A 14,488-nucleotide genomic window follows, 5' to 3' on the forward strand; every position below is an offset into this window, starting at 1 on the left:
AGCCTATGGTCCAGCGAACGACCGCTACCGGCATTGCTCCGCAGTGATGCATGGAAAGGATGGGAGACTCTGGCGCCATCTGAGGTTCTTCAGCCAGATCCAAAGGACTTGAGTGAAGTTGGGTACGACGAGCATAGAAGAAGCCTGTTCACGGTACGCCAGCTCGCCGCGACGACTGGAATCAGCAAGAGCCAGGTCAGCTTATCTTTGAACCGTAGTCTTGAAAGTGGAATTGCGGTTGTAGACAGGCGGACCGGCTTGCCGAAGGCCAATGGCAAGGCACTTCTGGGGGTAATCGTGCATGCCGTGCGATACGTGTTTCCCGCCCGTAGAGGGCAGGTCACACGTGGCATTCCCACGGCGATGGCGGCGCCAGTGTTACGTGATCAGATCGTAACCGCAGGCGAGTTCGTGCCGGTTTGGCCTGATCCTCGAGGCAGCATCAAGGGTCAGGCAGTTGAGCCCCTGTCCGAGGGCGTGGCGCAGGCGGTGGCGGATGATCCCCTGCTGTATGCGATGCTCTCGTTGGCCGATGCCATGCGTATAGGACAGGCGCGCGAGCAGTCCATAGCCGCCGACCTACTTCGGGAAATCATGGAGTCATGATGTGACGACGTTCAATCTTCATAAAGAGATGCTCACTGCCGTTGCCTCAGCTCTTGGGCCAGAACTCATGCAGCGGGTGGCATTTGTTGGTGGCTGCACAACCGGTCTTCAGTTGACCGATGAGCTGGCGAAGGACTCCGTCCGGCACACCATGGATGTCGACCTCATCGTCCCAGTTATTGGCAATGTCGGGTGGCAGGATCTTCAGAGGGAGTTGCTCGCACGCGGCTTCACCCATGATCTTCATGCTGAGATGCCCGCATGCGCCATGAAACTGGGTGAACTTCGTGTCGACTTCATGCCAGACGACGCGGCTATTCTCGGCTTTGGGAACAGGTGGTATGCGCCTGCCCTCCAGAGCGCCGTCACCATGGAGTTGGGTTCAACGCAAGTGAGGCTCGTGAGCCCCGTCTACTTTCTAGCCACCAAGCTGGAAGCTTTCAAGGGGCGTGGGCGCAATGACGTTCTGAGCAGCCAGGACGTTGAGGATATTCTCTCCATGTTCAATGGTCGCGCGGAGATCGTTGCAGAGGTTCTAGCGGCAGACGATGACATCAGCCGATACATTAGTGCTGGAATCGCTCGTCTACTGGAGCATCCGGATATCGACTACGCGGTGCAAAGCGCTTCGGCAGGTGACGCCGGAGTAGCAGAACTCATCTTTGAACGCCTTGAGGACGTTGCTGGAGTCGCCTCGAGATGAGAGTGCAGTGGCAGTCATTCAAGGGGGAAGGGCGTCACATCAATCAGGACGCGGGAGGCGCGTGCATCGTCAATGGCTGGCTATTGGCGATAATCGTGGATCAGGCAACGACCAGTCGTGCAGGTAGCGGACTGGCCATGGATCTGGTCACACGGTCCATGGATGAATGGAAAGCGCAGCCGATCGCAACCCCCGAGCACGTTACTGCAGTTCTGCGGTCGGTTCATGAAAGCATCCGAAGAGTCCACATCTGCGAGAAGGCAGCATATGCACTCATCATGCTTGATCTCGAAAGCGGCGGAGCAACTGCGCTCTTTTGCGGAGACTGCAGAGTGGGGCGATTGTCAGGTGGAGAAGTTCATTGGCTGACCAATCCCCACACGCTTGACACTACGCTTGCCAGTATTGGCCACGCTTCAAGCCAACCTGTCAGAAAAGTGCTCACCCGCAGCTTCAACGCGAAGAGATTCAGTGCTCCGGATGTGGTCGCGTTGGGGGCTCTTGGTGATGAGGAAGCGTGGGTAATGACTACCGATGGCTGCACTGAGCAGGGTGGCAAGCTGATCTGTAGTGTTGCTGACGACGATGCAAGTTGCTTGTCTGTGTTTCCTGCCGACACCTACGCCGATTTTCCTCAGGATGTGAATTGGTACATGCCCGCCCCTGTAGCTGCCGCCGACGCGGAGAGGGAATTGGAGCTGTCAACGCAGTAGAGATCTAGGCTGCAACGGCGAACCTACTTACGTCAGAACGCAACGTGCCGACAATTGGCCGGCACGCTGCCGATGCTTCAGGCAACGATCAGGGTCACGTCGATGTTGCCGCGGGTGGCGTTGGAGTACGGGCAGACGATGTGGGCCTTCTGCACCAGTTCTTCCACCTGCTCGCGCGGCACGCCCGGCACGTTGATGGTCAGTTCGGCTTCAATGCCGAAACCGGTCGGGATCTGGCCGATGCCGACCTTGCCGGTCACGGTGGTGTCGGCGGGCAGGGCGACCTTGGCCTGGCCGGCCACGAACTTCAGCGCGCCCAGGAAGCAGGCCGAGTAGCCGGCTGCGAACAGCTGCTCCGGGTTGGTGCCCGGGCCGCCGGCGCCGCCCAGCTCGCGCGGGGTGGACAGCTGGATGTCCAGCACGTTGTCGGACGAGACCGAACGGCCTTCACGGCCGCCGGTGGAGGTGGCCTGGGCGGTGTACAGAACCTTTTCGATGGACATGGGATGCTCCTGGTCAGTGGGTGGGTGTTTCGATGGAGCTACTTTGCCCGCTTTCCATGGACGATGGGTGACAGATCGTCCGTAAATATTGATGAATCGTCCGGTGGTGCTAGATCGTCCATTCGCGGTCGGTGGTGAACATGATGGTCAGCCAGCGGTCCGGCGAGGCATCGCCCAGCGCATCGCCGATCTCGTCACGCAGCCGGTCCCATTCCAGCAGCGCCCGCGGCGGGTCGTCCTCGCGCACCACGAAGAACAGCTCGATCTGCTCGCCACGCCCCACCTGGGCCACGTAGCTGCGGTGTTCGACAAAGCCATGCCGGGCCACGACGTCGCGCGCCACTGCATCCACGTGCGCCTGCAGTTCCGGCGGGGTGACCAGCAGGATGCCGGCCAGCGCCCGCCGCACCGTGCCCAGCGGGGCGATCATCACCAGCACGCAGACGAAGGCCAGGATGGCCGGGTCGATATACGGCCCCACCCACGCCAGCGAGGTGCCGCGCACCAGCACCCCGCCCAGGAACGCGACCAGGTAGCAGGCCGACATGCTGGCGGCGATCACCCAGTTCTTTGCGTCCAGCGCAATGAATTCCGAACCGATGCGACGGTTGGCGCGCACGATGAACCACGCCAGCGTGCCCTCGGCCACGATGGACAGGCCGGCGAAGATGATGGCCGGGCCCAGCGCGATCTGCCGCCCACCAGACATCAGCGCATCCACCGCATTGACCAGTGCGTACAGCGCCGCGCCGATCATCAGCGTGCCGCTGACCCCCAGCACGATCGGCTCCAGGTGCCAGAAGCCCATGGTGAAGCGCTGGTTCAACCGCGACTGCAGGGCATCGGTATTGGTGGACAGGGCGATCAGCCGGGTCACCAGCAGTGACAGCCAGGTCATCACCACATCGATCAAGCCGTAGATGCCGTCGAAGATGATCAGCGAGGAATTGGCCAGCAGCCCGAATACCACGGCGGCGGCAGCCAGCAGCAGCGAGGCGGCGATGGACAGGCGCAGCACGCCCTGTTCGCTGCTGGGATCGAAGAACTGTGGGCGGTCGGCGGCCATGCTTCCATTGTAGAGCCGGGCCATGCCTGCGCTATCCCCGCCGCGCCGCTTCCCGTAGACTGCGCCCCTCCCACGTACCGACCCCCCGGTAGAGTCGACCGTTGGTCGACTGCCAGTGATTGACTGGTTGTGATTGACCGCTCCTGATTGACAGCGCCACGTGGCCACGCCCGCGTTTGCGCGGAGTTTTCCCATGCAAACGTCCTATCCCCTGCGCCAGCAATGGCTCGGCAACATCCGTGGTGACCTGCTGTCCGGCATGGTCGTCGCCCTGGCCCTGATTCCCGAGGCCATCGCGTTCTCGCTCATTGCCGGGGTCGACCCCAAGGTGGGCCTGTACGCGGCGTTCTCCATCGCCGTGGTCACCGCCATTGCCGGTGGCCGCCCGGGCATGATCTCCGCCGCCACCGGCGCCATGGCCCTGGTCATGGTCGATCTGGTGAAGGACCACGGCCTGCAGTACCTGTTCGCCGCCAGCATCCTGGCCGGCCTGCTGCAGGTGCTGGCCGGCGTGTTCAAGCTGGGTTCGCTGATGCGCTTCGTATCGCGCTCGGTCATCACCGGCTTCGTCAACGCACTGGCCATCCTGATCTTCCTGGCGCAGATGCCGGAACTGATCGGCCGTGGCCCCACCGTGTACGTGCTGTGCGCCGCGGCGCTGGCCATCATCTACCTGCTGCCGCGCATCACCCGCGCCGTGCCCTCGCCGCTGGTGGCGATCGTGGTGCTGACCGCAGCGGTCATCGGCTTCGGCATCGACGTGCGCAGCGTGGGCGACATGGGCCAGCTGCCCGACAGCCTGCCGCACTTCCTCATGCCGGATGTGCCCTTCACCTGGGAAACCCTGCGCATCCTGCTGCCGGTGTCGGCCACCCTGGCGGTGGTCGGGCTGCTGGAATCGATGATGACCCTGCAGATCGTCGAGGACATCACCGAAACGCCCAGTGAGCGCAACCGCGAATGCGTCGGCCAGGGCGTGGCCAACACGCTCACCGGTTTCCTCGGCGGCATGGCCGGCTGCGCGATGATCGGCCAGTCGGTCATCAACGTGACCTCCGGCGGGCGCGGCCGTCTGTCGTGCCTGGTGGCCGGCGTGCTGTTGCTGCTGCTGGTGGTGTACGGCAGCGACCTGGTGCGGCAGATTCCGATGGCCGCGCTGGTGGCGGTGATGATCATGGTCAGCATCGGCACCTTCAGCTGGCGCTCGCTGCGCGACCTGCGCACCCATCCGCGCAGTTCTTCGGCGGTGATGCTGCTGACCGTGGTGGTCACCGTGGCCACGCATGACCTGGCCAAGGGCGTGCTCAGCGGCGTGCTGCTGTCGGCGCTGTTCTTCGCACGCAAGGTCGGCCGCATGCTGGATGTGCAGCACGAAACCGTGGGCGACGAACAGGTCTACCGCGTGCGCGGCCAGGTGTTCTTCGCCTCGGCCGGCCAGCTGGGCGCGGCCTTCGATTACCAGCACGTGGCGCCGAAGGTGCAGATCGACCTGCGCGAGGCCCACCTGTGGGACCTGACCGCGGTGGCGGCGCTGGAACGCGCGCAGGAAAAGCTGGCCGCGCATGGCGCGCAGGTAACGGTGATGGGCCTCAATGCTGCCAGCCAGACCCTGATCGAACAGGTGGGCGGTCGCGGCGGCGCGCACTGACGGCGGCCCCGCGGGCGGGCACCTGCAATCTCCCTGATTGAAACCTGCCGTCGCCGCGGCCATGATCGGTGTGTGCCATCACGCACATCTTCAAGGACGATCCATGACTGCACGCAAGGCCTACGCTGGTTCGTTGCCGCTGCTGCTGGCCCTTGGCCTGGCCACACTGCCGGGCACGGTTGCCGCCGCGCCCGACGCCGCCACCACGACCACCATCGTCGAACACGTGTCCCACCATCGTGCGGGAACGCCCGAGGCGAAGGCGATCCTTGACTGGCTGGACCGTGTGCCCGACGCCAATCGCCGCATGATGGACCCGGAAACGCTGACCCTGCGCCAGCGCCAGGATGGGGCGACCTACACGGCACGGTGGGTGGAAGGCGCGCGGTTTCCGCTGCCCGCGTCGGGTGCGCCTGGCGAGCAGGTCACGCTGACCCATGAACGGCCGGGGGGCCAGGTCGAAACCTGGACCCTGCAGTGGGTGGCCACCGAGGGTGGCCGCTGGAAGCAGACCCACTACGAGTGGCACGGCCGCGCGCGCGCGGGCGAGTCCGGGCCTCCGCGGGCACGCTGAGGGATTGAAGGCCGGGCGTTGCAGTGGGCGCCCGGCCCCTGCCGGCTCAGTCCAGCAGTTGCAGGTACTTCTGCAGCTGATCGGCACGTGTGCTCAGGCGCAGCACATCGTCCAGCCCACTCTGCAGGTTGCCCACCTGCGAGTTGTCATACAGGGCGGTATCCAGCTCGTTGTCGCGGCTGCGCGACTGCAGCCATGCGCGCTGTGCATTGACCAGCTTGGTGCGGTTGTCGCCGCTCAGGCGGGCCTGCAGCTGCGTGTAGGCCTGGTTCAAGCGCTGGTCCTGGCGGGTGCTTTCCGCCGACAGGCACGCCGCCTGTTCGATCGCGCCCTGCGCGTTGTCGCGGCAGGTGGTGAACATGGGGCTGAGGCCGCTGGTGGCCGGCGCCGCACTGGCCGTGCCGATGGCCAGGGCGGCAACCATCAGGGCGGTCAGGGGCATGCTCATCCGTGTGTGCTGCTTCATCTGTTCTACGCATCCAGTCCATGGCGAGCGCCGAACTATAGCGGCTGGCCGGGGGGCGGGTCGTCAACGCGGGACGACCGCCGCCACGGCTGCCCCTGTAACGGGGATCTGCGACCGCCTTCACGCAACATGAATCCAGTCAGGCACCGGCCGCCGGGGCTGTCTTAGCATGGCCGGGTGAAGGGGCCGATGGACGGCCCCGCCTGGGCCGGCCCCTGCCGGCCACTCGCATGGAGACGCACGTGATGCAGGCAACGGGTCATTCCATACCCCCTGCTGGCCACCGCTGGGTGGCGTTGCTGCTGTGCACGGCCCTGGCCGCCTGCCAACCCGCTGCGCCCACGGCTTCGGCTGCAGCGTCCGCGTCGCCCGCCGCGCAGGCCCCCGCCGCCGCCCGGTATCCCGATGCGTCCTACAGCACGGGGCGCCTGCGGCCGGCCTACTTCCGCTGCGTGGAAGGCGTGCAGCACGCGGGCACCCTGCAGGCCTGTGGCCGGGAAGAACTGGCCTACCATCAGAAGCATCTGCAGGAGGCGACCGGCACCCTCGTGGCGGGGCTGGATGACGGAGCCAAAGCGGCCTTCGCGGCCACCGAAGCGGCGTGGCGCCGCGATACCGACCACTATTGCACCGCGGCCGCCAACGCCGCAGTGGATGCGCTGCAGGCCGCGCAGGAGTGCCGGCTGTCCCGCGTGGCCTATCGCGCCGATGCCCTGCTGGCGCATCTTCGCCCACGCGATATCTCCTTCACCCAGGCCTCGCTGCGCCCGCAGTACACCCGCTGTGTGCAGGATGCCAGAGGCATGAATGACACGCTGGAGGCGTGCGATGCCGCCGAGTTTTCGTACCAACAGCAGCAGCTGGACGTGCAGGTGGCGCGCCTGATGGCCAGCCCGGACAGCCCGGCCAAGGACCGCTGGATGAACGAGCAGGCCTTTTGGGCCCAAGACACCGACAAGCGCTGCGCACCCATCAGTGACCATGTGGGTGCGCTGCTGGACGCGCAGTCGTGCCGCATCAATCGCTACGCCAACCGTGCTGTCGAGCTGCAGGCGCACACGCTGGCACCGGGTCTTCAGTGATCCCGTTTTCAAGGAGAAATGAGCAATGAAGGCAATGACGCTTTTTCCGTGCATCGGTCGCGCGCTGTCCGCCAATGCCGGTGCGCTCGTGCTCGCCCTGGCGGTCGGCACGGGCCTGGCCGCGTGCAAGGACACCAGTGCGGACGCGGCCGTGCCGGCTGCCCCCGTGGCCGCAGCTGCCACGACCAGCGCACCCGCCGCGGCCCCGCAGTCAGCGCCCGCTGCACCCGGCACCACCACGTCGGCGGATGCCGACGATGATGACTTCCCGGCCGCGCGCCCGGATGACTCGTACAACAAGGCCACGCTGCGTCCGCAGTACACCGCCTGCGTGGATGCCTCCGACGGCGTGACGCCCGCCCTGCAGGCCTGCGGCGATGAAGAACTGCGCTACCAGGAAGACCGGTTGGCGCAGATCGTTGCAACGAAGGTGGCCAGCCCGGACAGCAAGGAAAAAGACGACTGGATGGACGCGCAGGCCGCCTGGTGGTCCGACACCGATCGCCACTGCAGCTGGGACCCGCGTACCGACGGCCAGGGCCAGATGCTGGATGCACAGTCCTGCCGCATCAACCGCGTGGCCAACCGCGTGGACCAGTTGAACGCTGCGACCCACCAGCCCTGAGCTGATCCCATCGAACCGCTTACCGTAAGGAGACCTGCAGCATGGACGTGGTGACCGACGCAAAGAAGGCGATCGACGGCTGGCATCGCGGCCAGACCTCTGCCAGCTATGAAACCAGCAATCGCGGGCCCGGCTGGATTTCCTCCGGCAGGGGCGACCACGGCGGCGTGTCCTATGGCACCTACCAGTTCGCCAGCGCGGTGGGCGGGGTGGACGAATACCTGGCGGGCTCGCGCTACGGTGCCGAGTTCCGTGGCCTGGTGCCGGCCACCCAGGCCTTCAACGATCGCTGGAAAGAGGTCGCCGAGCGCGACAAGGGGGCCTTCGCCAGTGACCAGCACGACTTCATCCAGCACCAGTACTACGACAAGCAGCTGGATCGCCTGAAGGACGCGGGCGTGGATCTGCAGGGTCGTGGCCCGGCGGTGCAGGACGCGCTGTGGAGTACCTCGGTGCAGTACCGCAACATGACCCGCGGTGTCTTCGTCAACGGCCTGAAGGCGGCCTACGGCGACGATTACAAGCTGTCAGAGCTGAGCGACGAACAGATCGTACGCGCGGTGCAGGACTACAAGCACGACAATGTGCAAAGGCACTTTGAAAGCTCACCCACGCAATGGCCTGCGCTGCGCGAACGCACGCTCAATGAAAAGGCGGATCTGGTCGGGCTGGCGCGCTACGAGCAGGTCAATCGCCACCCGCAGGACTACCAGGGCAAGACCTACGAGCAGGCGTTCGGCGAGCCGCTGCATCGCCCACGTGGCGGCCATGCTGCGCGCGCAGCCATGGCCGACGGCGTGCTGGTGCAGGGCGAGCGTGGTGCCGAAGTGCAGGCCCTGCAGCAGAAGCTGGCGCAGGCCGGCTACACCGGCAAGGACGGCAAGGCGCTGAACCCCGATGGCGATTTCGGCGGCAACACCGAACATGCGGTGCGCCAGTTCCAGAAGGCGCACGGGCTTGAGGAAGATGGCAAGGCCGGCCGCGATACGCTGGCCGCGCTTGGCGCGGGTACGCAGACGCGTGCGCCGGCAGCCGAGCGCAGCCACGCGCAGGCAGCGGCCCCTGCTGCTGCCGTGGCCGCTGCACCTGGGGGTGGCCGCATCACGGTGGTCGAACCGTACGGCAATGTCACCAGCAACCGCACGCTGGACCATGGCATGAGCGGGGAGGCGGCCTATCGCCTGCTGAAGATCCACCATCCCAACACCAATGCCGAAGCCGTGCGTACCGGCGATGCCAGCAAGGCCGACCGGCAGTCGGGCATGGTGGAAGGCGAAATGGAGAACATCCGCACCAGCGGCGACCGGAACGGCATTCCGCTGGTGCGCAAGGACCTGATCCTGACCGACCGCCTGGCCAACCGCGACGTGATGATCCCCACGCCGGTGGCCGGTTACGTGCAGTTCCTGAAGGACCCGACCAACGGCATCGCCATCTACAGCCACCCCGCCGGCGATCCGCGGCGCGAACTGGTTGGCCAGGTGCTGCACGGCGCGGTGGGGTCCTCGCCGTACAAGAACGGCGACTTCGTCGAGTACGGCGCGCCGCTGGTGAAGCAGTCGAACGCAGGCACCAAGGCCGTGCACGCGCACATCGAAGTGGAACCCGAGCAGTTCCGCCGCTACCTGGGCGACATGCTCAACGACCGCATCACTCTGGGCGGCAAGGTGCATGCGCAGGGCCCCGACGCCGCGCAGGCCGCACGCAGCGCAGCGCCGGCGCCGATGGCCGACGGCATGCTGGTGAAGGGCGAGCGCGGCGATGAGGTCAAGGCGCTGCAGGGCAAGCTGGCGGCGCTGGGTTACACCGCGGCCGACGGCACGGCACTGGGCGTGGATGGCATCTTCGGCAAGGACACCTTGGCGGCGGTGAAGCAGTTCCAGGCCAGCAACGGCCTGGACGACGACGGCAAGGCAGGGCGCCTGACCCTGGCCCGTCTGGCCGACCCGGCTGCGGTGAAGGCGGGGGCGCATGCCGCCACCGATCCGGCGCGCAGCGAACCGGCACGTACCGAACCTGCCGCTGCGGCGGCCGCGCCCAGCATGCGCGACGCTGGCCATGCCGAGAACCCGCGTTTCAGCCAGGCCCTGGAAAAGCTGCAGGCGCTGCAGCAGCAACGCGCGCAGGCCGGGCTGTGCCCGCTGTTCGGCAGCGCACAGGAAACCGAACGTGCCGCCGGCCAGCTGGCCTACGAGAGCAAGGTGGCCGGCATGCGCCAGATCGACCATGTGGTCGCGCGCCCGGATGGCAGCGGGCTGTTCGCGGTGCAGGGCGCATTGGGCGACCCGGCCGCGCAGCGCGCCTTCGTGGACCGCCAGCAGGCCGTTTCCCAGTCGGTGGAAGCCAGCACCCGGCAGAGCGCGGAACTGGACAGCCAGTTCAACCAGCGCGCGCAGGACCAGCAGCAGGAGCAGCTGAAGGGGCGCGCGCAGTAGAGCAGCGGGGCCTGCAGCGAACGCTGGGCACGGCCGGTTGGCGCCGGCCGTGGGCGGCCAACGGCCGGCGCCGCGAACCAGGCTGCTGCCGTAATCGCAGAAAGCAGGGAAAGGGTGGCCATCTGCATGAGCGGTGGACTACTCCTACCCCATGCGCATCGCGGCTCGCGTCTGCTCTTGGGCGTGGTCTTGCTGGGCAATCTGTTGCTGTGCCTGCGAAATCTGCTCGGCCTTGGCGAGCGACTCCTCCACGGGTGTGTTGATCGCTTCGCTGATCGCAACCGATGCGCGCTGATGTGCCGGGTTGTCGAGCTCGCCCTGCACGACGAACATGCGCTGCCCAGAGCCGTTGGTAGGCGGATTACCCAGCACGACGTGATCGACGCGTTCCAGGCCGTTGCTCTTGGCCGTTGCCAACAGACTGGCGGAGAGGCGTTCGCTGGTTGGATCAAACTCACGGCCGTGCTGCTGGTCGATACCAGCAACGCCCTTGCGGATGGACTGCAGCATCTCTCGATCTCCTTCCATGGAAAGTGAGCTGGATGACGAGCCACGTTCCTTCGGTGCGTCGACAGGTTCACGGGGGGCATCGCGGGACGTGTTCTGCTGTCGCTCAAGTGCGTCTATGCTTTCGCGGATTTCCCGTGGGGTGTCGGTCAGCCCACCAATCTCGGACGCGATCACGCGCTCGCCGGTAACGCGATACACCGTATCGCTGGCCCATGATGCACAGGTATTCGAATAACCCCAGGTTACCTTTTCACGCGATGCTGCCTCGAACTCGCGCAACTGTTCGGAGGACAAAGCGTAATATCGGCTTGCCGTTGCGTCGAAGTTGTCCTCGATGCCGCGACGGATGTCGGTGGCGGGCGGCGTCGTCTCCTTGCCGAAGCGCGGATGGTTTGCGGGCCACAGCCCGTAGGCCTCGGTCTTGCCGTCACGGGTGATGGTGAGCCAGGCGTGCCCATCAATCAGGGGCGCACCGGGCTTCGTGTTCGTATGGATGCCCAGTACCACGCGCTCTTGGGGCTGCTTCTCTTGATCAGACATCCGTATCCTCCTGCGTGTGCACGGTGATCAGGGATAGACCTGTTTCTCACCGTCGGAATGCACAACGACCACCCGTGATCCATCGTAGGGGAGGTGTACTTCCGCCTGCCACGTGTCATCCAGTGGGATCACCGATCTGGCCATGGGTTCGCAGGGGGCACCCACTGCGCAGCGTCCAATGACCACGCGTAACGTGTCGCCGACGCGTTCGTAATCCACGCCGCCGGAGTAGTGGCTGCTTTCAGGCCGGACCTTGTAACGCAGTGCGATCTCGGTTGCTGAGCGCGCTTGAACGCTGATGGGCTCGACCATCGATTGCGGATAAACCGGATTCATCCTTGCTCCTGAACATGCGGGAAGGGTGATGACGAAAAGAACTGCCATTGCCATTGCCTTGAATGCCGGTTGGCGTGGCTTCCTGGGTGACATGTCCACAACGACTCTCTTGTGTCCATCCATGAGCCGCGATCTAAACATGTTGTGCATTTTTCGCGCAAGCAAAGACAAGATTCATTACGTCAAGGTGGATATGTCTGAGTGCATCGTCCGCCGTTGCCCCATGACGGTGGCCAGCGGTGATGGTGGTCAAGACGAAGCCGGAAAGTACAAAAAAGAGATCCGCGCCGGCATCGGCGTACAGGGCAATTCCGTCAAGCAGCCCCGGCCCCGGCAGATACTGGATATCGCCCCCCTCAAATAAAAAGCCACGACGGCCATGGCCGCCAGGCCGCGCAGGATCTGCAGCGAGTAGTACCGGTCCCGTTCCATGTGATGGCCTCTTTGAGGGCGCGCATGCTACTGAGCTGGGCGGTGCGCTGAAGAGTCAGACGTGGCACTGGGCACTCAAGCAACCGGCGCTACAGAGTCCTCGGGTGATTTCTCAGGTTGCAGTACCGCGCGGTGCAACGACTCGGGCCGAACCTCGGGGACGGGGTCCGCGAGCAGCTTCGCGCCCTTCTTGTGGGCAGCCCGTTTCAGCAGCTCCGACAGGTAGCCCAGCGCTACGTTCATGGTTGCGGGCGAACAAGCAGGGATAATGACCCTTTGCCGGACTGTGGTCGCCGCCGATGCGCTGCCTGGCCGGGATGTGGCAAAGGCTCTCTTGCAGGCGCGTTCCCGCTCCACGCGGTCCGCCCAGGTCTTGGCGGCCGTCTTGGTAGGGAAGGTCCAGGTTTGGCCTTTGTGGCTCTTGCGGCGCACCATAGCGCGTCACCGGCCTGTGCGGTTCTGCGGTGTCGCCATCGGTGTGCCAGCCCGTGTTGTGCCAAGGCGTGCCTGGCACACCAATGGTGCAGATGTGCGGGAAAACACGGGAAGTATCGGGAAATTTTGGGGCGCTTCCGGGTGCCAGTATTGATGGTAAGTCTATGAAATCGTTGAATTTGAATGATATCCGTCTGTCCGTCGCCCCCATGATGGACTGGACCGATCGCCATTGCCGCGTGTTCCACCGCGTGCTGGCGCCCGGCGCGCGGCTGTACACGGAAATGGTGCACGCCAACGCCGTCATCCACGGCGATCGCGAGCGCCTGCTCGGCTTCGACGGCAGCGAACAGCCGCTGGCCCTGCAGTTGGGCGGCAGCGATCCGGCCCTGCTGGCGCAGGCCGCGCGCATCGCCGCCGAGTGGGGCTACGACGAAGTGAACCTCAACTGCGGCTGCCCGTCCGACCGCGTGCAGGCCGGACGTTTCGGTGCCTGCCTGATGCGCGAACCGGAGCTGGTGGCCGAGTGCGTGGCGGCCATGGTCGCGGCGGTGGACATTCCGGTAACGGTGAAGTGCCGGCTGGGCGTGGACGAGGACAACGATTACGCGGTGTTCGCCGCGTTCGTCGATCGCCAGGTGCAGGCCGGTGCAGCGATGGTGGTGGTGCACGCGCGCAACGCCTGGTTGAAGGGCCTTTCGCCGAAGGAAAACCGCGAAGTGCCGCCGCTGAAGTACGACTGGGCCTACCGCTTGAAGCAGGAGCGCCCGGCGCTGCCGGTGGTCATCAACGGCGGCCTGGCAACGGTGGACGCGGTGCAGGCCCAGGCCGCACACGTCGATGGCGTGATGCTGGGCCGCGCGGCCTACCACGACCCCTACCTGCTGCATCAGCTGGAGGCGCTGCACACCGGCGCGCCGCTACGCCCGCGCGGCGACCTGCTGCGCGCGCTGCGCCCCTACGTGCAGGCACGCCTGGACAAAGGCCTGGCGCTGAAGCACATCACCCGCCACCTGCTGGGCCTGTTCCACGGCCAGCCCGGTGGCCGCGCGTTCCGCCAGGTGCTGAGCGAGGGCGCACACCGCCCCGGCGCCGACTGGGCGCTGATCGAGCAGGCGCTGGCGGTGACCGAGCGCGAGGCCGACCGCGCCGCAGCGTGATTGCAGTCACATTCCTGACTTGACAAGCGCAGTTGATTCGTCCCGAATGTTCACTTAGATGAACGAAGCGGAGGCGGTCCCGGAAAAGTTCAGACCGGATTCACTGCGCAAAACCAAGAATTTGCAAAAGATTTGTAAAGGTCGGGCCTGGCGCCCGATCCCCGGATTTACGACTTTTGAACAAATTGCCGTGCTCGGCTAGGATCGCTTCGATGTCTTCCGCTCCCTTCCACCGCCGTTTTGCCTTGGCCACCTTCGTGGTGCTGGCTGCTGCGCCGCTGTCTTCGGCGCTGGCACAACAGCCGCCGCGCGGCGACCAGGGGCGGGCGGAGATGATGGACCGCAGCGACCGCGGTGGCCGTGGCGACGAACGCTCGTTGTCCGACGCCGTGCGCCGGGTGCAGCGCACCACCGGCGGCCACATCCTGGGCGCCGAGCGGGTGCCGTTCGATGGTCGTGACATCAACCGGGTGAAATACATGGACGACCGGGGCCGGGTCCGCTACATGGACGATCCCGCCCCGGCACGTTCACAGCCGCGCACGCCGCGGTCGGATATGTCATCACTACGCGGCGATAACCCCTGAACAGGGATAGTTGCCGCATCACCCCGTACCCACAGGCCTGCGGGCCACACCCAGCACACTAGGGAGA

Annotated in this window: 17 protein-coding genes; 11 read left to right on the forward strand and 6 right to left on the reverse strand. The window is 65.5% G+C overall.

Features of this window, described 5'->3' with window-relative positions:
• Positions 1-108 precede the first annotated feature (108 nt).
• From C1933_RS01180 to C1933_RS20055, 3 genes are read left to right on the forward strand one after another with little or no spacing between them, the layout of a single operon-like run.
• Complete coding sequence (locus tag C1933_RS01180) at positions 109-606, forward strand: transcriptional regulator (protein ID WP_199911399.1); 498 nt, start codon at positions 109-111, stop codon at positions 604-606.
• Between the two features lies 1 nt (position 607).
• On the forward strand, positions 608-1,309 hold the full coding sequence (locus C1933_RS01185; protein ID WP_108751857.1) for a nucleotidyl transferase AbiEii/AbiGii toxin family protein: 702 nt from the start codon (positions 608-610) through the stop codon (positions 1,307-1,309).
• The gene (locus tag C1933_RS20055) at positions 1,306-2,022 is read left to right on the forward strand and encodes a hypothetical protein (RefSeq protein ID WP_159093924.1); all 717 of its coding nucleotides are present in this window, start codon (positions 1,306-1,308) and stop codon (positions 2,020-2,022) included. The genes C1933_RS01185 and C1933_RS20055 overlap by 4 nt, the downstream gene beginning before the upstream one ends.
• A gap of 77 nt (positions 2,023-2,099) precedes the next feature.
• Here C1933_RS20055 and C1933_RS01195 read toward each other — a convergent pair whose 3' ends face one another.
• A complete protein-coding gene (locus C1933_RS01195; RefSeq protein WP_004153735.1) occupies positions 2,100-2,525 on the reverse strand; it encodes an organic hydroperoxide resistance protein in 426 nt (141 codons plus the stop codon).
• Between the two features lie 109 nt (positions 2,526-2,634).
• Positions 2,635-3,615 (reverse strand): cation transporter, encoded by a 981-nt coding sequence (locus tag C1933_RS01200; RefSeq protein WP_108751859.1) that lies wholly within the window; start codon positions 3,613-3,615, stop codon positions 2,635-2,637.
• Between the two features lie 169 nt (positions 3,616-3,784).
• Here C1933_RS01200 and C1933_RS01205 point away from each other — a divergent pair, with 169 nt between their 5' ends.
• The gene (locus tag C1933_RS01205) at positions 3,785-5,239 is read left to right on the forward strand and encodes a SulP family inorganic anion transporter (RefSeq protein WP_108751860.1); all 1,455 of its coding nucleotides are present in this window, start codon (positions 3,785-3,787) and stop codon (positions 5,237-5,239) included.
• Positions 5,240-5,342: 103 nt separating this feature from the next.
• Positions 5,343-5,813, forward strand: a complete 471-nt coding sequence (locus C1933_RS01210) for a hypothetical protein (protein ID WP_108751861.1) — start codon at positions 5,343-5,345, stop codon at positions 5,811-5,813.
• Positions 5,814-5,859: 46 nt separating this feature from the next.
• On the opposite strand, the gene C1933_RS01215 is transcribed toward C1933_RS01210, so the two are convergent.
• The gene (locus C1933_RS01215; protein WP_234414610.1) at positions 5,860-6,261 is read right to left on the reverse strand and encodes a lysozyme inhibitor LprI family protein; all 402 of its coding nucleotides are present in this window, start codon (positions 6,259-6,261) and stop codon (positions 5,860-5,862) included.
• Between the two features lie 263 nt (positions 6,262-6,524).
• Between C1933_RS01215 and C1933_RS01220 the strand changes: the two genes are divergently transcribed.
• The 3 genes from C1933_RS01220 to C1933_RS01230 are packed head-to-tail and all read left to right on the forward strand — an operon-like array spanning position 6,525 to position 10,421.
• The gene (locus C1933_RS01220; RefSeq protein ID WP_325051510.1) at positions 6,525-7,361 is read left to right on the forward strand and encodes a lysozyme inhibitor LprI family protein; all 837 of its coding nucleotides are present in this window, start codon (positions 6,525-6,527) and stop codon (positions 7,359-7,361) included.
• A gap of 34 nt (positions 7,362-7,395) precedes the next feature.
• Positions 7,396-7,986 (forward strand): lysozyme inhibitor LprI family protein, encoded by a 591-nt coding sequence (locus tag C1933_RS01225; protein ID WP_234414612.1) that lies wholly within the window; start codon positions 7,396-7,398, stop codon positions 7,984-7,986.
• A 41-nt stretch (positions 7,987-8,027) separates the two neighbouring features.
• The gene (locus C1933_RS01230; RefSeq protein WP_108751865.1) at positions 8,028-10,421 is read left to right on the forward strand and encodes a peptidoglycan-binding domain-containing protein; all 2,394 of its coding nucleotides are present in this window, start codon (positions 8,028-8,030) and stop codon (positions 10,419-10,421) included.
• Positions 10,422-10,565: 144 nt separating this feature from the next.
• Here the strand turns inward: C1933_RS01230 and C1933_RS20290 are convergent, their stop codons facing one another.
• Positions 10,566-11,471 carry an XVIPCD domain-containing protein gene (locus tag C1933_RS20290; protein WP_234414613.1) on the reverse strand — a complete coding sequence of 302 codons (906 nt, stop codon included), beginning with the start codon at positions 11,469-11,471 and terminating at the stop codon, positions 10,566-10,568.
• A gap of 27 nt (positions 11,472-11,498) precedes the next feature.
• A complete protein-coding gene (locus C1933_RS01240; protein ID WP_159093926.1) occupies positions 11,499-11,807 on the reverse strand; it encodes a hypothetical protein in 309 nt (102 codons plus the stop codon).
• A gap of 28 nt (positions 11,808-11,835) precedes the next feature.
• Here C1933_RS01240 and C1933_RS01245 point away from each other — a divergent pair, with 28 nt between their 5' ends.
• Positions 11,836-12,171 carry a hypothetical protein gene (locus C1933_RS01245; RefSeq protein WP_108751867.1) on the forward strand — a complete coding sequence of 112 codons (336 nt, stop codon included), beginning with the start codon at positions 11,836-11,838 and terminating at the stop codon, positions 12,169-12,171.
• 143 nt (positions 12,172-12,314) lie between these two features.
• On the opposite strand, the gene C1933_RS01250 is transcribed toward C1933_RS01245, so the two are convergent.
• A complete protein-coding gene (locus C1933_RS01250) occupies positions 12,315-12,674 on the reverse strand; it encodes a hypothetical protein (protein WP_108751868.1) in 360 nt (119 codons plus the stop codon).
• A 164-nt stretch (positions 12,675-12,838) separates the two neighbouring features.
• Between C1933_RS01250 and dusA the strand changes: the two genes are divergently transcribed.
• Both dusA and C1933_RS01260 read left to right on the forward strand, forming a co-directional pair.
• Entirely contained in the window at positions 12,839-13,834 is a 996-nt protein-coding gene (gene dusA, locus C1933_RS01255) for a tRNA dihydrouridine(20/20a) synthase DusA (RefSeq protein WP_108751869.1), read from the forward strand.
• A 212-nt stretch (positions 13,835-14,046) separates the two neighbouring features.
• Positions 14,047-14,421 (forward strand): hypothetical protein, encoded by a 375-nt coding sequence (locus tag C1933_RS01260; protein ID WP_108748148.1) that lies wholly within the window; start codon positions 14,047-14,049, stop codon positions 14,419-14,421.
• Positions 14,422-14,488 lie beyond the last annotated feature (67 nt).

It is taken from the genome of Stenotrophomonas sp. ZAC14D2_NAIMI4_6, assembly GCF_003086875.1.
Lineage (GTDB): Bacteria > Pseudomonadota > Gammaproteobacteria > Xanthomonadales > Xanthomonadaceae > Stenotrophomonas.